This window comes from Bacillus sp. RSS_NA_20 (assembly GCF_020165915.1).
GTDB classification, from domain to species: Bacteria; Bacillota; Bacilli; order Bacillales; family Bacillaceae; genus Bacillus; species Bacillus altitudinis.
Window position 1 is genome coordinate 646,667 of sequence record NZ_JAIUKW010000003.1, and the last position, 18,722, is coordinate 665,388.

Consider the following 18,722-nt stretch of genomic DNA (forward strand, 5'->3'; position numbering starts at 1 on the left):
TTTAAAACGGTTATTGCTTAGTAAACAATAAACAAACAAAAGAGGAGTGATCAACATGTTAGGATTTCTGATTTCATTAGTTGTGGCGATTGTCATTGGTCTCATTGGGAGTGCACTCGCTGGAGGCAGTGTGCCAGGAGGCTGGATCGGTTCAATGATTGCCGGGCTTGCAGGAGCTTGGATTGGTCATGGATTACTTGGAACGTGGGGTCCTAGTCTGGCAGGATTTGCGATCATTCCAGCGATCTTAGGAGCAGCCATTTTTGTCATTATTTTAAGCCTGATCTTCCGCAGCGTTGGATCAAGGGTTTCTTAAAAAACGATACAAAAGAAGAGGAAGTAGAGGATGCACCGCCTAAGATCAGAGGCGGTGTTTTTTATGTGTTGATTGACAAGGTATCTATTTTTTTCACTTACATATGATAAACAAACCTATTAGTTCAGATAGTTGACTTTTCATGTAGATGGGCATATGATGATTAAAAATTGCATCGAGGAAACTTTTTGTGCCAAAGCAAAACTTTGTAGAATCTAGGTGATGACATATGACAAACAAATACATCGAGGCACAGGCCCACATGTCAGTGGCAGCGGAGCGTGCACTTGAAGGAAAGGTGAAGGGTTTTAGAAGGCTCCTTCCTTTTCTCGGACCTGCTTTTATCGCAGCCATTGCCTATATTGATCCAGGAAACTTTGCGACCAACATTGCGGCTGGCTCGAAATATGGCTACCTTCTGTTATGGGTCATTCTCATATCCAATCTCATGGCCTTACTCATCCAGTCTTTGTCTGCAAAGCTTGGAATCGCAACAGGGAAAAATTTACCTGAAATTGCACGAGAAGAGTTTCCAAAACCAGTCTCGATTGGTTTATGGATTCAGGGCGAACTCGTCATTATCGCCACCGATTTAGCCGAATTTATCGGGGCTGCCCTTGGTTTATACTTACTCTTTCGTATCCCGCTGCTTGAAGCATCGATTATTGCAGCGATCGGTTCTTTTGCCATTTTAGAGCTCCAAAGACGAGGTTATCGAGCGTTAGAAGCAGGAATTACCGGCATGCTGTTTGTTGTCGTGATTGCTTTCGCTGTACAAACCTTTGTGGCTAAACCTGATCTTGCAAGTGTCGCCGGTGGACTGTTCATTCCAAGATTTGAAGGGACAGACAGCGTACTGCTTGCCGCTGGTATTTTAGGCGCTACGGTGATGCCGCATGCGATCTATCTCCATTCAGCCTTAACGCAAAGAAGAGTCGTCGGCAGAACGGAAAAAGAGAAAAAGCTGATTTTTCGTTTTGAGTTTTTAGACATCCTCATTGCGATGGTAGTTGCTGGCGCCATCAATGCCAGCATGTTGATTGTAGCAGCTGCTTTATTTTTTAAAAATGGTCTTTTTGTTGAGGATTTAGATGTAGCATTTCAGCATTTTGGCACTCTCGCAGGTCCTGTATCAGCCATCTTATTTGGTGTAGGTTTGCTTGTAGCCGGACTTTCCAGCTCTTCTGTCGGTACACTGTCAGGCGATATTATTATGCAGGGTTTTATTCAGTACCGAATTCCGCTATATGTCCGCCGGCTGATTACCATCATTCCACCTATTGCGATCATTGCATCTGGGGTCAATCCGACTTCTGCGCTTGTGATGAGTCAAGTGGTCTTATCATTTGGCATTGCGTTTGCTTTAATTCCGCTCATTTTGTTTACAAGTAAAAAACGAATTATGGGCGATTTGACGAATGCTCGCTGGGTGACAGGAATATCTTGGGTGATAGCAGCTCTTGTTGTCGCACTTAATCTGTTTTTAATTGTGGATACGTTTATGTAAAAGACAGTAATCATGCTGTCTTTTACATCGGGTTGTGGTAGAATTTCCCTTGAGAGGATGTGATCACATGTTTTTTTATCAGGATCAAGATCTATCCATGCGGCTGCTTGAACCAAGAGACGCGAGAAGTCTGTACCTGCTCATCCAACGCTCAAGAGAGCACTTACGTGAATGGATGCTATGGGTCGATTCGACGCAGACAGAAGAAGACAGCATGGCGTTTATTCAAGGTGCCATGCAGCAAGCTTTGCAAAACAATGGTTTTCAGGCTGGAATCTGGTCACATGGAGAACTCGTTGGTATCATTGGCACCCACCAAATTCATTGGATTAATCGGACGGTTTCCATTGGCTATTGGCTCGGGGAAGGCTATCAAGGAAAAGGCATCATGACAAAAGCATGCAAAGCGGTCATTCACTATTTATTTGAAGAGTGCGGTCTGCATCGCATTGAAATAAGGGCCGCTGTTGATAATCAAAAAAGCAGACGCATCGCAGAGCGTTTATCTTTTTCACTTGAAGGCATATTAAGACAATGTGAATGGCTAGGCGACCACTTTGCCGATCACTGTGTGTACGCACTTTTACAGCCTGAATATATGAAACAAAAAACGAATTCGATCAATCAGCCCACTTAATTGTGTCGATTGCATGAACTATTTTACAAAGTGAAGCTTTGTAGTATCCGTTGTGATTGGCATCTGATAAAATAGAAGGAAAAAATCGAGGTATGATGTATGTCTCTTATTATTTTATTTTACTTATGGATTGTCCCTTTATTATTTGGCATTTTCTTCTCATTCCTAACAAAGAAAGCCACATACAAACGCCGCTTTGTCCCATCATATAGCATGGCAGGACTCAGCATCGTGTTTCTCATTCTGGCACTCGTCTTTTCAGCCAGTCATTTTCTATTCATTTGCGGTATGTTCCTATTCGCCACTACACTTGTCGGCACAGGCATCCCGTTATTTTTAGCCTTTACCAAAACACCTTCATAAACAAAACCACCTTTTCGCGATGGAAAGGTGGTTTCTTTTTTACTGCTGAGGCATTCGATAGGTCATCGTACCATTTGGGTTTTTTTCAATTACTTTCACAATGTCTTGAAGGATCTCTGACGCTCGATCATTTGAGTCATACTTGCCGAGCGTCTTGACCCAAGAATCGCCGCCTGCGATAGACCCCTCAATCTTTTTACCGGTTACTGTGACTTCGTGGACATTAACGAAACTTTGTTCGTTTTGTGTGAAAATCCATAGCATTGGTCGATTCCCCTTTTTTGTGGTGGTTTATTAGCCTCGTTTTTAAGATACATTTATACTCAACAACGTATTGAAATTCTCTCACTTATTCAGGTTATGAACCAGGTGTTTCTCAATTTCCACATCATTACCATAAACTTCAAAGTAAGAAAAATCGAATGCTCTAATTTCAATATCTGCTAAAGAGTGTTGGATGCCCTCATCTTCTTCTGTTTCAGGCATTGAATTCAAATCCCATTCAATCTGTAAACCTTTTTGAAATCCTATAAAGACACCTGATTCAAATTGAACAACTTGTCTTACACTATCTATTAATTGGTCTGTTGACATTACACTCAAATCTTGGCTTGGGAATAGCTCAAAAAGAGAAGAATGAGTCGAACCAAAGACATCAAATACATACCATTGATAATCCTGTTTAAATTCCTTAATACACAAAAGAATCTCAGCAAGTTGATCACCTAAGCAAGATAATTCATCGTTAAAATATTCCCTACCTCTTATTTTTAATAGAAACGCTGATTCCTTTACACCCATTCAAATCTCCTCCAAATTATTCTTTAAAACTCCATGATCCATCCTTAAAGACCGCAAGATGAGAGTGGGGATTTGTGTGATCACCTCTACCATGATCCGTCCAATCTGTTCTTTGTATCGGCGTACCATCTTTTCCCCATTCGAGGGTTTGAATGTACCCCTCTTTACGCCCTTTCCTATAACCAATTTGCGTATGAGGAAACTGTGAATCTGGTTTATGAACCGTTCCATTGATTAACTTCCCATTCTCGTATTTTGGCAGACTCGCATTTTTACCATTTATATCTTTCGGGATATATTTGGGCTTTTTAATGGAATCTAAATTACTTTTAACTCCCTTCGCCCCAAATGGCAAAAGCATCCCCAAAGCCGCATTCATACTCGCTTCCTGCTGTTCTTTCGAGATCTTATTTCCAAACATATCTCGACCTGTAATCGCTTCGCTGAAGCCGTTTGTTGCGGTGAGGCCATATAAGCCTTTTTGTGATGTTTTCAACGCATCGAAAGACTTCTGTGATGTCTTGTAAATGTCTACTGCTCTGACTGCGGCGGACGTGGCTTGAGTCGTTTTATAAACGGCTTTTCCGCCTTTGAAAATGCGCCCTGCCCATCCGACAATCGGGATGTATCCTGCTGCGGCCATGCCTCCTGCGGCGACTCGCTGTCCTGCGGTGAGTTCTTCACCTGTGATCGGATCGACACCTGTTGCGGCACGTTTTGCATCGTTCACGCCTGTCAGTTCATTGACGATATTTCCTCCGTAATCAAGAGCTTTTTCATACCAAGGACGGTTGGCGAGCGCTTCTTGTTCCTTTGCGATCTTGCGGGCTTCTTCTTGATCTTTTTTGATTTTTAGATATTCAGAAGTTTGCTTCTCAATATCGCTTTTTGCCTTATAGATTTCGCTATTTTGATACGCTTTCTTGTCAAAATTCATAGGCGAAATGGATTTTCCGTCATTTGTCGCATTCATCATTTCTGCGTACAATGCCATTGTAGCCTTCTCCTCAGTCTCTGACAAAGCATATTCATCTTTTAGATTTTGATCAAGTTCTATTAAATCTTTAACCGTTTTCTTCCGTTCATCTTCCGCATCTGCAATCTTTTCGTCAAAGGTTTTACTATCAAATACCTCCAGAGAAATGAGGTCATCAATATCTTGAAAAATGGTTTTGAGAGCATTTTTTTGATCCTTTACAATACTTTTGGCATTTTTGATTCCCATATGTACAGCGTTGTCTAAAAAGTGTTCTTCTACAAAGGTGTCGCCGCCAAAGTTTGTATCATCAAGTGTCCCAGAAACACCTTCATGAAAGGCTTTTTGTTTATCAATGAAGCTAATAAACATGTCCACATTTCCGGCGAGTTCTTTGTAGAAGCTTTTAATGTTATCGGCACCTTTTCCAGTGAAGTCGTCACCGAGATTGGCAACACCTTGAAGTGCCTTTTTTAAATCTAACATTTGTTCGCGGAGTTCCTGATAGTGTTTTGCCCTTGTATCCATGGCACTGGTTAGTGCTTTTGCATCAAGTATCTTGCCCAGATTAAGCCACTCCCTCCATTATTGATCATAAAGTCTATTTTACCTTTCTCACTGAATTGGAAAAATAGGCTTTAAGTTGCAAAAAATCCAGTCTGTATATTTTTATACAGCAGAAAACAAGTGATAATTGAAATGATTTTACCTATTCAACAAAAAAAGTCAGTCTTCTAATTAGAAGACCGACTACCTGCTGTTTAGAAAAAGCGTTTAAGGCTTTTCTTGAGTGGAGGGATATCCAGCTCACCTTTTTCAAAGAATTTTTTCAATAAATATTTACTAAAGCCCGCTGCTTGTGTGTAAGTGATTTTACCAGGTAACGGTGGTTCATTGGTCACCGCAACATCAATGATCACAGGTTTATCAGATTGAAGTGCTTGATCAAAGGCTGGTGCTAGTTCTTCATGTGATGACACCGAGATTCCTTTACCACCGCATGCTTCTGCAAATTTTGCAAAATCAATATCTTCCAGCTCTATACCATAGTTGATGTTGCCTTTTACCTGTTGTTCATATTCAATCATACCAAGGTTGTTGTTGTTTAAGATCACAACGACAATTGGCAGTTTATATTTTACTGCCGTCACAAAATCTTGCATCACCATTGTGAAGCCTCCGTCACCACAGACAGCAATAGCTTGGCGGTTTGGTTCGTTTAATTTAGCTGATATAGCGCCAGGTAAACCACAGCCCATTGTGGCAAGCCAGCTGGAAATAATGAAATCCTGCTGCTTCATTTGGAAATGACGTGCCATCCATACCGTCACATTACCGACATCAACTGAAAGAATAGCATCATCATCGACCGCTTCTTCTAATCTAGCGATGACTTGCTGCGGTTTAAGCGGTGATGTGGCAATAGATTTTTCCTTATCCATTTCTTCTCGCCACTTCATCATATGCTCTGTGCAAGCTTCAAGGAAACCGCGCTGCTCTTTATATTCAATATAAGAGGTTAGTTCATGAAGACCAGTCTTACTGTCACTTACAATCCCCACTTCTACTGGATATCTTTTACCGATCTGATCCGGTTTGATATCCAATTGAATGGCAGGTGTGTCTTCCGGTAAGTAATCCCTATATGGGAAGGAGGTTCCAAGCATGATTAATAAATCGCACTCTTCCATCGCTTCATATGCCGGCTTCGTACCGATCTGACCTAGGTTTCCTAAAAAGTATGCATGCCTGTCTGGAACAACACCTTTTGCAGGAAGTGTAATGACGATCGGTGCAGCTGCCTTTTCTGCAAACGAAAGAAGTTCTTCTTTTGCATTTCTTAATCCTTTTCCTGCTAAGATGACTGGCTTCTTCGCATTGTTAATGAGTTGAGCAGCCTTTAGCAGTTGATCTTTCTTCGGCCGCACATCTCCCTCTACATAAAGAGGTGATGTATAAACGGGACTCCGCTTAATTTTCTGAGAAAATAAATCATCTGAGACAGTGAGAACCGCCACCCCTTTATGGGTATAAGCAGCTTTGATGGCTTGATTCAATAAGTCAGGCAGAGCTTCTGCTGTCTGTACTTGCTGATTAAAGACAGCAACATCGTCAAACATCCGCTCTAATTTGATTTCTTGAAATGCATCTCTACCTACTTCAGTTGAGGCAACCTGCCCTGCTATCGCTAATACAGGTGCACCGTCCGCTTTTGCATCGTATAGTCCATTTAATAAGTGGACAGCACCTGGCCCAGCAATTGATAAACAAACTCCAAGTTTGCCTGTTAGTTTCGCATCAGCTGCTGCTGAAAGTGCTGCCACTTCTTCATGTCTTGTTTGTATAAATTGAATTTTGCTTGATTCATGCCTTAGTTCTTCGATTAATTCGTTAATACTGTCGCCGGGCATTCCATAAATATGTTTCACGCCCCACTCTTCCAGTAGCGCTGTTACTTCTTTTCCTGCGGTTCTTTGCGGCATGTGAGAAAACTCCTTTTTTCTTACTCCATACCACCGCACCCTTTTGATCAAACGTTTCAACTTGCTCTTGTTACTTTTTAAAGTGATATGGAAGAGTGGCGACAACAATATCCCGTTTCCATAATAAACGGAATCTTAATAAGAAAGCAGATTGATTATGCAAAATGGTGTGCCATCTTTTTTTCGGAATAAATTGAGGGACGAGCACCATCACTCTATATTGATGTGCATTTGCTTTCGCTTCAATCGTTTCAAGAAATTTATCAAGCGGGTGAATGAGACTTCGATAAGACGAATGTAAAATCACCAGACGCACATCACTATTCAGCTTTTCCCAATCAGCTTCAATTTTCTTGTCTTTCTCTTTATCAAACGATACATGAACCGCTATGACCTGGTCTGATAAGGATTTTGCATATTGCACAGATTGTTCGACGACACGTGTGACACCTGCTATTGGGACGATGACCACATTTCCTTTGATTTCGACAGGCTCGGTTTCATTCAATAAACGTAATTGTTCTCCAACAGACAGATAATGTTTCTTAATAGAATAAAAAATAAATAGAACAATTGGCATGAAAACAAATACTGGCCATACAAGATGGAACTTGGTCAAAATGAGAATCATGAAAACCGTAAATGAAATAAGTGCTCCTACGATATTGATAGGCATTTTCACTTTCCATCCCTGTGGTTTTTCACGAATCCACTTTACACACATACCTGTCTGAGACAAGGTAAATGGAATAAACACACCGACAGCATAAAGTGGAATGAGGTGTTCCGTTTTCCCATCAAATAGCCAAATGAGCAGCATAGAAGCTACGCCTAAAAAGATAATACCATTGGAATAACCGAGCCGATCTCCTCTCACTGTAAACATGCGCGGCATATATTTATCTTTTGCTAAGTTGACAGCCAATAATGGAAAAGCTGAAAAACCTGTGTTTGCCGCTAATATTAAAATTAAAGCTGTGACAGCTTGAATGACATAGTAGAAAAATGTCCGTCCAAATGTGTCTGATGCAATCTGTGACACAACCGTTTCTTCTGGCTTTGGCGAGATGCCAAAACCAAACGCAAGCAATGTCACTCCTACAAATAGAACGGCCAGTAATCCCCCCATCATCAATAAAGTTCTCGCTGCATTTTGTGCAGCTGGTTTTTTAAAGGATGGAATTGTATTAGAAATCGCTTCAACACCAGTTAAAGCAGAACAGCCAGACGAAAATGCCTTTAATAAAAGAAATAACGTGATGCCTGATACATGTGTGCCAAATGCTGTATGTTCAGGTGCTGGCGGCACTTGCCCAGTTAATAGTTTAAACCCGCCCACCCCAATTAAAATGAGCAATGAAAAGACAAATAGGTACACAGGATAAGCCAAAATAGATGCCGACTCTGTCAGTCCACGAAGGTTTAACACCATAATCACTAGGACCAATACGATTGAGATCATGACATGATATGGATATAGAGCTGGAAAAGCCGATGTGATCGCATCGGTCCCAGCAGAAATGCTCACTGCTACGGTTAAAATGTAATCGACGAGTAATGATCCGCCCGCAACCAGCCCTGGTTTTTCACCTAAGTTTCTGCTGGAGACGACATACGCCCCGCCGCCTTCTGGATAAGCATAAATAATCTGGCGATAAGATAGAATTAACGCCATTAAAAGAATTAATACACAACCTGCAATCGGGAGTGAGTACCAAAACGCTGCCGCACTAACAACTGATAGAACAATCAAGATTTGTTCTGTACCGTATGCGACTGACGACAATGCGTCTGATGACAATAATGCCAAAGCTTTGATTTTTGATAGTTTTTGTTCTCCTGCTGCCTGTGATTTTAATGGTTTACCAATTAAAATACGCTTCATCAAACTGTACATGTGATGCCCGCTCCTTTAGTGTCAAACGATTTGAGTTACAAAATTTGGATCGCCAAAAAGACACAGAGGCAATAGAATGCCCCTGTGCCTATTGTTTAGATCACAGGTTGGTCTTTGCTCTCTTTAACGCTTACGAGGTTAGCTGACGGATTCGGGCGCATGAGATTTTGCCCTACCTTAAAAGGATTCACCCCACGTGGTGTTTTATACCACCACAATTGGTTCCCCCGCTCATCGAAATGATTCAGCGATTGGTCTTTTATAAAAGAGATCATACTCCCGTTTGACACCAAAGTAAAGAGATTTTTTCAAGGTCTTTTGATCGTTTAAAACTCAGTCTTTTTACGGTTTTTTCGTACGAAATAGACAATCATTAAAAGCACAAAAAGGATGAGTGCAGCGATACACACAAAGTAAATCCAAGACTCGCTGCTGCTTTGTTTTTCACTTGTTTTCAGACTGCTCGATGTGCTACTGACGGATTGATGATTAGTAAACACGTCTTTGTTTTTACTCTCTATTGCAACTGTTGCTTTTTCTGTATTTGTTTGAAGAAATTGTATTACTTCATTTGACACGTTAGCTTCAGCTGCAGTCATTCCTGAAAAGACTGTCATTATCTGTTCTTTATTCCAAACAGATGGCTGCGTCCATACAATTCGAGCCGTTGTTTCATTGATCATGCCGAAAGAAGATACATCATACTGATCCTTTTTCACCGGAACAACGAGATCGGCTGCTTTTTCTTTCAGAAGAGAGAATGTTTGAATGCCTCCGATGAAAATGAGAGGGTGATTTTTCAATTGTTCATTTGTCACTTGAGATGCTTTCATTAAATGATATTGAGCTACTTCTGGCTGACTAAAGGATTCCGTCAACATGGCCATTTGATTGATTGTTTCACGTTTGATTTGATCTGGTATGATGATCAATGTATTTTTCGAAGTGAACGGGAGCGGCCATGTGGCTAAATCTGGCTTTTCACTCGTTGTTCCTTCTGGTATTTGTAAAGAGCTATTTTTTTCAATGAATATCCAGCCTTCTTCATCCGTATGTCTGCAGGATTCCATGTTTTTAAAACCACTTGTGACAAATTGCAAATCAATATATTCATTTTTTTGAAGTATCTTTGAATCTACTGGAATCGAGACATGATAGAATCCATTCGCATCTTTGTTGCCTAGTTTTGTTAATGGTACGTCGTGCGGTTCGTCATTGATCATAACAGTTAACCGTTCTGTTTTGCTTGCTGCTGTATCAGATTTTTTGAATGAAAGATTGAGCTTTGCACCTGATTTTTGGTTAGCCAGTAGCGCTTTAGGATAATAGTAGTGGTCGGATGCCGTCTTGTTGGTCCCAACCGTGACATCATCTCCGCCAAAATCTTTCAAACGAATCTTGTGAGATGGTTTAGACGTTTGAGCTGCAGCTTTTTGAAGCACTAGGTCTGTTCCAGTCAGTTGATCCGTTAATTCTGACTGAGTTAGAACATTGATTTTTTCAGCGATTGTCACAGGCTTTTCCGCTGTCACAAATAGAATGGGCTGTTTTGTTTTCTTTGCTGTCAAAGTTCTCATCGCTAACGTAAGATGACTGCTTTTCGTTTTAATTCCTGCAGCTTGTTCAATCGTTTTCATCCGTCCATCCCAGCTTCCTATAGCTCCCACAGCAATCGTTGGGTGAGCCACTTGCTTGATGTCCTTTTCTTGGATAAGTTTGATCTCTTTTTGGCGATCTTTGTTTTTCAACGTACGGTATACTTTGATGGCTGCTTCTAATTCAGCTGCATCCGGTGAATTAGGAATTACAATGTCTGTCTGTTCTTTCTGATCACCTGTTTGAATAAAAGGTGATGGAAAGCTATCTAATGTGAAATCTTTTGTCTGGATTCCTTTGAATGTAAGTTCACTTTCAGGATACACTTTTAGCCAATTAGCAGGTGTCTCTTGGTTGATACACACGCCTTCTTTTAAAACACCATAAAATGTGACCTGAATGCGGTGAGTACCTTTTTTCAATTGTGCTTTGTTCAACTTGATTTGAATCGACTTTTTCTGGTTTTTCCCTGATACAGGGATGGTCTTTTCGATCTCTCCATCAATCATAACAGTGAATGAGGAAGGTGAAATCAATAATGGTGAAGCCTCTATATTGAACGTCAATGTGCTTGACTCTGTTTTTTCCTGATCCACTTGATAGGTAAATTCAGTGCGGTCTTCTTGCCCATATAAGGTCACTACGTCTTCTGATAGATGCTGCGTTTTTGTTTTGCTTTCTTTTGAAGATTGAACCCAATCATCTTTGACTTGAACTCGGTTGGATTGCGCCATTGCTTGACCTGCCATGAAAAAAGGCTGGATCGCTAAGGATAATCCTAATATATAAATCAACCATTTTAACGATTTCAATATGTCACCCGCTTTTCTTTTGTTGTTGATTGTAACGCTCGGTTTTGTACCATTTCACTTCTTGTTTCAATAATCGACTTTTCGCCTCTACACATAAGGAGTACACAACAAGCGCAATCCATACTTGGGAATAGGTAAAGTACATGAGAACGACAATGAGAATATTTTGTTTGGTCAGCTCTGTTTTCTCTATGCTTAACGTAATCATCACTTCTGTTAAAAAGAGGAAGAAGGCTAATCCCCATAGGATGAGTGCCACAGCTCCCACAGATAAGTGAAGATCAACGAATAAGTTTACGATAAAAATGCCGTTGGAGAGCAGTACACCAAAGAAAAATAAGAAATACGTAAAGAAAAAATAAAATAAATCGAAAATCATTCGTTTTCGTTTTAATTTCATAAACTGTCTTAAAAATTTGAGCACAACATATTGGTTGCCTCTAGCCCAGCGTGTTCTCTGCCGCCACCAGACTTTCCATGTTTCAGGCTCTTGTTCCCATGTAATCGCAGCAGGAAAGAACCGAATCACATAGCCCAGATTATACACACGAATTGTTAATTCAGTGTCTTCAGCTAGTGCATGGACATCCCAGCCGCCAAGCTCTTCTAAAATGTGCCGGCGGATCGCAAAGTTGGTGCCTGGTATCGTCGCAATGCCAAACCATTTCCATCTCCCGCCTTGCGCCATCCACTGGAAGCAGATCGTTTCTATGTTAATGAATTTTGTCAGGAGGTTTTTGGCTGCATTGATGACCCTGAATTTCCCGACAACAGCACCTGCTTTAGGATCATTCAATAATCCAAGAACCAAATGGTAGACGGCTTTCTTTTCAGGCATATTATCTGCATCGTATACACAAATAACGTCTCCTGTCGAAGCCTTCAAGCCTTCATTCAGTGCAGTAGATTTCCCCTTCCCTGCAAATGGCGGCTTTGTTTCAATCATATGGACATGATCGTATTGCTCACTAAATGATTGCACAATCTCCCCTGTACGATCAGAGGAATTGTCATTAATCACAATGATTTCAAGAAGGTGTTTGGGATAGGATAACTGGACCATGGCTTTTAGCGTCTGCCGAATGACCACTTCTTCATTATGTGCTGGAATGAGAATGCTGACGGTCGGCAGATCTTTCCCTTGTTTCGTCCATTTAGGCAGCACTTTTTCGTAAGTTAAATAGTGCTGAAAGCCTCCCTGCATCAGAAACATATGATATAGGAGCATGATCCAAATCAGTATTAATGATAGGTAAAATAAGATATCAGCCACCTGATTTTCTCTCCTTAAAGATCCGTTTTTTCATCGTCAGCCTTAAATACAATGTGTAAAAAGCAAATGCCACAATAAAGAGCAGCACCACCATTGTGAGTATTCGAAGCATATTTTCCATCCCGCTTCGTTTGTTTGTTTTTGGTTCAGCTATATTGGATTGCTCTATTTGAATCTGTCCATTTCCTGCTGTTTTGATCTGGACATTCTGAGTTTGAACAGTCTGTTTTGTTTTCTTTAAATCTAGCCATTCACTAGAAGGGATCGCATCCATTTGTGTGATTACATCTTGCAGCCCATCTATCCCCGCTTCCACATCATAGGACAGCCCAATGGCGGCGGATTGGATATGCTGCAAGGATTGAATTGTTTGCTCAGTCAGTATGTTTGCACCTTCTTGGTCAGACGCTGTATCTATAGACTGTTCAGGATATAAAGTCATGCCATGAAGCATGGCGGGTGTCGACAAAAATGGTGATGCACTTCTTGTTTTCCATGTACGGTCTGAGAGCTGCACCTGCCCAAATAGACTGGACATATGGCGGGAAATCACTTCATAGCCTTGCAGGGAAATGGCGTCATTTGGCACTTCAAATGCAAGCGGATATAACCCCTGCTGCGCGAGCAGTTCAATGCCTTTTGTCAGCTTTTCTTCTGTATAGATGGCTTCTTGATGTTGATTGGATGTGATATACGCATTAAAATCTTTTTCATTCGGAAAAAAGCTTTTGTTCAGCTGCTGATCAGCTTTCTCTGGTTCATTTGACGTAACGGGCTGATCGTACTTTACATCCCAGAATTCAAAGCCTTTACCCGACTCCTCCGTTCGATACGTACGGCTAAACCCGTGAAGAACGACACTAGCTCCATTGCTTTGCAATTGTTTTAACACGTGGACAAGTTTAGGCCGGTCACTGAGCGTCACTTCATCTCCCGTTGCTGGATCAATCCATATAGGGGTCACCGCCAGCAGAAAAGGGATATGGCGAGCTGTTACGTATCGTCCAAGTTTAAGTAACTTCTTCTCATCCGTGACAGGGTTAATCTTCCCAATCTGTAAGTACTTTGTCGTCGTTTGATTAGAAGCCGGCAGGAGACTTTCCAGCACCTCTGCAAGCAGCTTGTCGTGCTGAAGGATATTTAGCATTCCGATATATGCCGCACCTTCTTTTGTTTGAATCACAAATGGCTGTTCAGCTTGATTTTTCTTCAATAAGAATTTACGTTGCAGATCTGCACCTTGAACCGTCTGAGCTGTGATTCCTCTCTCTAGCTGACGGTATTCTTGATCATCAGTATCTTTGATTTGACTGATGTGATCTTGTTTGTGAAGAGTAAGCTTGGAGAATGGACGAAGCTGTTCCGCATTGTATCCTATTGCGATTAAGCGTTTTGATTCGTTTATGAGACGAATGGTTTGTGCTTTCAACGTTCTCTTTTCTTCACCTATATAGATAACTAGCTGAGAGTCATTGAGGTTCTTTTCAGTGATTTGTTCATCAGATAAAATGGTCGTTCGTGTGGAAAAATGCCCCACAAGTACATCAAGCATATGAACAGTTGGCGTTGTCTCACCTGATTGTGTGGAATAGACGATGAGGGTCCTTGACTCTTTCTCAAGTGCACCGGCTGATGTACTGTCTTTGATCGAAAGCATAGAGAAAAGAACGATTAACAAACAACATTTCGTCAAAACATTAAAGTTCATTCATCATCATCTCGTTTTCTAGTTCTTCTAAAAATTGCTCTGGTGTCCGATAGTCCGAGCTGCTTGTTAAATGACAGACATGAAAAGTTAAGGTCACTTCACGACCATTTAGCAGGACATGCGTTTGCAGTTTATCCTTTAGCTTTTCAAGAACGATCGAGACGTTTTCTGCAGGTGTGTGAGTGAGCAGCAGCCCGATTCGTTCTTCGGATAATCGAAATTTCTTATCGGTTTCTCTCACACTTTCGCGAATTTTCATACTGAGTTGCTGGAAAAGATGCTGCATTTCTTTTTCTCCATATAATGTTTTGAATTCCGCTGAGTAGTGCATATGAAGAAGGATAAAGACGAATGGCTGTTTATATCGTTCTGCTCGTTTCATTTCCTCAGATAACTCGAGCCTCATCCGCTCTGCATTGTCAAATCCTGTGGTTGAGTCAATCGCTACAAATTGTTTGATGGCCCTCTTTTGTTGGTCAATGGTGTAACGCATCGTTTTTATTCGCTCATGCACGTTTCCAGCAGAAATAGCAAAAAAGAGAAGTGCCACGCCCCATATCACGACATCTTGCAACGTTTGATGAGAAAAGAGTGAATTTGTGTGACCGAGCTCTGTAAAGAACATCCCGCTTCCTATAAAGAACAAAATCAACAAAGTAAAAACCAATGCTGGCAAAATACCAAATAAAATGCCGCATCCTATCACGACAAATGTGAGTGTGATGATCATGACACTCTCCGCATCACGTCCATTCAAGTAGCCCATAAATAAAATGAGTCCCGCAAACGTGAGGAGCAGCGTATAATACGTGCGATAGGTGTTACTGAATAACCTTTTCATTTAGAAGCTCCCTTTCTGCAATTAGAGGCAATAAATTATCAAATGAGTGTGTATCTTTTTCGTTCATATAGCCTCCGTAATAAGGCTTGAGAGGATCTTGGATTTGCAGCTCTTTCATTCGGTGATAGACGTCTTTTGCAAAATCATCTTCTCCTTGTTTGAGTGCATATAAGATCACCAGTGCATAGACTGAAGGCGATTCATACGTCACTGCTGGCTGTAATGTGCTCAGTTTATATCGTCCATACAGTTTTCCTTCCTTTTGGAAGTTGGTTTTCAGCCATTTCATGATGACTGATGTATCAACCTGTGCACGTTCGGCATAAAGAGCCGTATAAAGCTGGTCGATCAAGTTGATTTCCTGATCAAATGAGTAGACTTTCTTCGCTATGTCATAGGATTTTGGAAAAAATCCTTTTTGTCTCGGTGCATTTTTTAGAATGGCCAATTGGCTGTTCATCATTTGTTCTGTGAATAGGTGGAGGGATACTAGTTCTTTGATTGCTTTTGGGTCAATATATGAAAGTGTGATTGTATGTGAAGTTTGCTTTGTCGATGCATCATAATAGTCGGTCAACATACCCTTGAACATGTTTTTGTCTTTTAACGCTTTTGCGATTTTTTTGGCTGTGGTTTGATACACTGACTTCTGCCACAATTGATCTGCTTTTTGAAGTGCTGTTACTACACGTAAGTCATCAACTAAAGCATTGACTTTGCTTTTTTGATGAGATTCGATTTGCCAGCTAAGAAGATCATGTTCCAGTAAGAATTGAGTGCGCAGGACGTCTACCTGTTGATCAAAAGATCTTTGATCTTTTTTTCTAACAAGATAATCCATCCAAAGTCCGAGCGATTCTGATAAGTAAGTAGGCTGTTCCGCAAGCGAGGTCTGAATCATGCCTTGGTTTGTCATTAAGTGGTGAGTCATAAAGTACTCTCCTGACAATACTGGCTTTGCAGGTTCTGGTTGAGCTGAATGTTGCTGCTGTTTCCAGGTACATCCGCCTAGTAGAATGACAATGAGTATAGCGATAGCTGTACGATGTATGGGTTTATCCATTCGTGTCCCCTTTCAATCCCTGTTCTCTCTAAGCATCTAACGATTTATTATAGAGCGTTTCTGTTTAAATGAAAATAAATATTTTATACCAAATTACGAGTCTTTTCGCTTACATATTCCCATTTACAGAAAAACAACATGTCAAAATACTCGAACAAACAAAAAACCCATGCGAATTTACATGGGTTTTTACACAACTATTGATCTAATTTTAGTTTCTTCAATTGTTCTGCAAGTGCGTTATTGATTGGTTCTTCCACTTTCTTTTGTTTCTTCATATATTTAGACACATCGTGCTTACTGGCTCGTTTTTGATTGGATTGTGATTTACGTTTTTCGAAGACAGACAGTTTCTCTCTATGACCACAAACACAGGCAAATATTTTGCCATCGCCTTCCCCGCGCAGCTCAAGCTTTTTATGACAGTTCGGGCAGCGTGCATTTGTTTTCTTTGCCACATTTTTTCGATGTCCGCATTCTCTATCCTGACAAACAAGCATGGTGCCGTTTTTCCCGTTCACTTTTAACATGAGTTTTCCGCAGTCAGGACAATGTGTGCCTGTCATGTTGTCATGCTTAAAGGTTTGGTTCGTTTGTTTGATTTCAGATACGGCTTGTTTTGCATATGACTTCATTTCACTCATGAATTGAGAAGCTTTCAATTGGCCTTTCGCAATTTTAGAAAGCTTTTGTTCCCATTCCGCTGTTAACGCAGGTGACTTTAAATCTTCAGGTACTAAAGAAAGCAGCTGCTTCCCTTTCGATGTGATGAAGATGTCTTTGCCTTTTTTCTCAATTAAGAAGCTGTTAAACAGTTTCTCAATGATATCAGCTCGAGTTGCCACTGTCCCCAATCCACCCGTTTCGCCAAGGGTTTTCACTAAGTCCTTTTCCTTGTTCTGCATAAATGCAGACGGGTTCTCCATGGCAGATAAAAGGGTCGCTTCGTTAAAACGAGCAGGAGGTTTCGTTTCGCCTTTTGTCTCTTTTAATTGGCGTACGTCAAGTGACTGCCCCTCTGTTAATGCCGGCAAGTGCTGATCTGCTTCGGCTGATTCCTCGTCTTCATAGGAATCATCGTACACGGCTTTCCAACCGGCTGATTGCACAATTTTTCCTTTCGCTGTGAATGTCTCACTGCCGATCTTGGCGATCACTGTTGTTTCCTCATATTCAAAAGGGGTCATCAGTACAGCGAGGAATCGTTTGGCAATGAGGTCATATAATTTACGCTCTTTATCACTTAATGCACCCGGATACAGCTCTTCCTCGGTTGGAATGATCGCATGGTGATCTGACACTTTGGCATCGTTGACGAAGCCTTTATGTGCTTTAATGCCTGATTGTAGAATGCGATTCACATGCTGCGCGTAAGGTCTAACGTTCATTCCTTTGAGTCGATCTTTTAATGTGGGAACGATATCTGCCGAAATAAAACGTGAATCTGTACGCGGGTACGTCACAAGCTTATGCTGTTCATACAGACGCTGAAGTGTAGACAGTGTTTCTTTTGCTGAAAAACCGTAGCGTTTATGGGCATCACGCTGCAATTCTGTCAGGTCATATAATCCTGGAGCAAAGGATTTTTTCGCTGTTTTTTTCAGTGCATCAATCACTGCAGGTTTTCCTTTACAGGCTGCCAAGCGCTCCTTCACTACATCCTCTTGGAATGTACGGTTTTGTTTTGTCTTTGCATCCTGCCAAGTCAGCGTCAGTCCGTCTACTTGTGCAGTCAGCCCAAAGAACGGCTTCGGCTGGAATTGCTGAATGTCTTCCTCTCGCTTGGCGATCATAGCAATCGTTGGCGTTTGCACACGTCCACAGGATAACTGCGCATTGAACTTCGTTGTCAGCGCTCTTGTTGCGTTGATCCCTACAATCCAGTCGGCCTCTGCACGCGCAACCGCCGAGCGATACAGGTTATCATACTCTCTGCCGTCTTTTAATCGTTTGAACCCTTCTTGAATGGCTTTGTCTGTAACAGACGAAATCCATAGACGTTTTAGAGGCTTTTTCACATGGGCTTTTTCAAGAATCCACCTTGCCACAAGCTCCCCTTCGCGTCCTGCATCTGTTGCGATGACAATGTCTTTTACATCTTTTCTCGCCAGCTGCGCTTTGACCGCTTGGAACTGTTTCCCTGTCTTTTTCATCACGACAAGCTTGAGTGGTTCTGGAATAATTGGTAAATCCTCTAGACGCCAGGATTGAAATTCTTTCCCGTAGCCTTCTGGATCAGCCAGTGTCACCAAGTGGCCAAGCGCCCACGTGACAATGTATTGATCTCCTTCTAAGAAACCATTTCCTTTTTTATGACACTTCAGCACACGTGCAAGGTCACGCCCTACTGAAGGTTTCTCTGCTAATACAACTGTTTTTGACACTAGATTTCACATCTCTTTCTTCTATCCATCCTTTTATTATAGCAGACGTGGAGATGCGGTTCTAA

General features: G+C 41.3%; 15 protein-coding genes and 1 riboswitch. Of the genes, 4 read left to right on the forward strand and 11 right to left on the reverse strand.

The annotated features are described in order from the left end of the window. Positions 1 to 55 precede the first annotated feature (55 nt). The 4 genes from LCD32_RS03550 to LCD32_RS03565 all read left to right on the forward strand — a co-directional run bounded on the left by LCD32_RS03550 (position 56) and on the right by LCD32_RS03565 (position 2,823). Complete coding sequence (locus LCD32_RS03550; protein ID WP_003214275.1) at positions 56 to 316, forward strand: GlsB/YeaQ/YmgE family stress response membrane protein; 261 nt, start codon at positions 56 to 58, stop codon at positions 314 to 316. A 229-nt stretch (positions 317 to 545) separates the two neighbouring features. Further along, complete coding sequence (locus tag LCD32_RS03555) at positions 546 to 1,823, forward strand: Nramp family divalent metal transporter (RefSeq protein ID WP_008346963.1); 1,278 nt, start codon at positions 546 to 548, stop codon at positions 1,821 to 1,823. 67 nt (positions 1,824 to 1,890) lie between these two features. Then, positions 1,891 to 2,460 (forward strand): GNAT family N-acetyltransferase, encoded by a 570-nt coding sequence (locus tag LCD32_RS03560; RefSeq protein ID WP_008346964.1) that lies wholly within the window; start codon positions 1,891 to 1,893, stop codon positions 2,458 to 2,460. Between the two features lie 99 nt (positions 2,461 to 2,559). Further along, the gene (locus LCD32_RS03565; protein ID WP_008346966.1) at positions 2,560 to 2,823 is read left to right on the forward strand and encodes a hypothetical protein; all 264 of its coding nucleotides are present in this window, start codon (positions 2,560 to 2,562) and stop codon (positions 2,821 to 2,823) included. Positions 2,824 to 2,862: 39 nt separating this feature from the next. On the opposite strand, the gene LCD32_RS03570 is transcribed toward LCD32_RS03565, so the two are convergent. The 11 genes from LCD32_RS03570 to topB all read right to left on the reverse strand — a co-directional run bounded on the left by LCD32_RS03570 (position 2,863) and on the right by topB (position 18,657). Next, on the reverse strand, positions 2,863 to 3,087 hold the full coding sequence (locus LCD32_RS03570) for a hypothetical protein (RefSeq protein ID WP_035704197.1): 225 nt from the start codon (positions 3,085 to 3,087) through the stop codon (positions 2,863 to 2,865). Positions 3,088 to 3,168: 81 nt separating this feature from the next. Next, positions 3,169 to 3,624 (reverse strand): hypothetical protein, encoded by a 456-nt coding sequence (locus LCD32_RS03575; RefSeq protein WP_035390392.1) that lies wholly within the window; start codon positions 3,622 to 3,624, stop codon positions 3,169 to 3,171. Between the two features lie 16 nt (positions 3,625 to 3,640). Next, a complete protein-coding gene (locus LCD32_RS03580) occupies positions 3,641 to 5,128 on the reverse strand; it encodes a ribonuclease YeeF family protein (RefSeq protein WP_411908494.1) in 1,488 nt (495 codons plus the stop codon). Between the two features lie 233 nt (positions 5,129 to 5,361). After that, the gene (locus tag LCD32_RS03585) at positions 5,362 to 7,083 is read right to left on the reverse strand and encodes a pyruvate oxidase (RefSeq protein WP_060780789.1); all 1,722 of its coding nucleotides are present in this window, start codon (positions 7,081 to 7,083) and stop codon (positions 5,362 to 5,364) included. 70 nt (positions 7,084 to 7,153) lie between these two features. Then, a complete protein-coding gene (locus LCD32_RS03590) occupies positions 7,154 to 8,980 on the reverse strand; it encodes an APC family permease (RefSeq protein WP_035703793.1) in 1,827 nt (608 codons plus the stop codon). A gap of 112 nt (positions 8,981 to 9,092) precedes the next feature. Next, a riboswitch (cyclic di-AMP (ydaO/yuaA leader) is annotated at positions 9,093 to 9,240 on the reverse strand. Positions 9,241 to 9,306: 66 nt separating this feature from the next. Then, complete coding sequence (locus tag LCD32_RS03595; protein WP_060780788.1) at positions 9,307 to 11,388, reverse strand: cellulose biosynthesis cyclic di-GMP-binding regulatory protein BcsB; 2,082 nt, start codon at positions 11,386 to 11,388, stop codon at positions 9,307 to 9,309. 4 nt (positions 11,389 to 11,392) lie between these two features. Continuing rightward, complete coding sequence (locus LCD32_RS03600) at positions 11,393 to 12,616, reverse strand: glycosyltransferase family 2 protein (RefSeq protein WP_220482513.1); 1,224 nt, start codon at positions 12,614 to 12,616, stop codon at positions 11,393 to 11,395. Positions 12,617 to 12,653: 37 nt separating this feature from the next. Beyond that, positions 12,654 to 14,369 (reverse strand): DUF2334 domain-containing protein, encoded by a 1,716-nt coding sequence (locus LCD32_RS03605; RefSeq protein ID WP_035390402.1) that lies wholly within the window; start codon positions 14,367 to 14,369, stop codon positions 12,654 to 12,656. After that, positions 14,359 to 15,210: a GGDEF domain-containing protein gene (locus tag LCD32_RS03610; protein ID WP_035390404.1), complete on the reverse strand. Its 852-nt coding sequence runs from the start codon at positions 15,208 to 15,210 to the stop codon at positions 14,359 to 14,361. The genes LCD32_RS03605 and LCD32_RS03610 overlap by 11 nt, the downstream gene beginning before the upstream one ends. Beyond that, positions 15,191 to 16,273, reverse strand: coding sequence for a glycosyl hydrolase family 8 (locus tag LCD32_RS03615; RefSeq protein WP_224562773.1), 1,083 nt, complete (start codon positions 16,271 to 16,273; stop codon positions 15,191 to 15,193). Before LCD32_RS03615 ends, LCD32_RS03610 begins: the two co-directional genes overlap by 20 nt. 197 nt (positions 16,274 to 16,470) lie before the next feature. After that, positions 16,471 to 18,657, reverse strand: coding sequence for a DNA topoisomerase III (gene topB, locus LCD32_RS03620; RefSeq protein ID WP_050826972.1), 2,187 nt, complete (start codon positions 18,655 to 18,657; stop codon positions 16,471 to 16,473). Positions 18,658 to 18,722: the final 65 nt, after the last annotated feature.